Here is a 216-nt window from a genome sequence, read left to right as displayed (position 1 = left end):
GGGACGTGAACGGGAGGACGAGCCGGTCACCGCCGGGCAGGGTGAGCTCGAGCGGCGGCACGCGCGGGGCCGGTGGCGCCAGCTCGGCCAGATGGGCCAGCGCCCTGGCGACGTTTCGGGGACGGAGATAGATGCCGTAGCCGTAGTAGGGCTTTGTTAGGTGCCCCGGCTGATCCTTGTCGGATAGGGTGTGATCTTCTTTCGGGTGTGACACCG

Annotated in this window: 1 pseudogene; it reads right to left on the bottom strand. The window is 68.1% G+C overall.

The window, feature by feature from the left end:
* Window positions 1-214: pseudogene (locus tag JL475_RS41110) on the bottom strand (hypothetical protein); the annotation flags it as partial.
* Between the last annotated feature and the right edge of the window lie 2 nt (window positions 215-216).

It is taken from the genome of Streptomyces sp. M2CJ-2 (assembly GCF_016757295.1).
In the GTDB taxonomy this organism is placed as follows: Bacteria; Actinomycetota; Actinomycetes; order Streptomycetales; family Streptomycetaceae; genus Streptomyces.
This window is presented reverse-complemented; position numbering and strand designations above follow the sequence as displayed.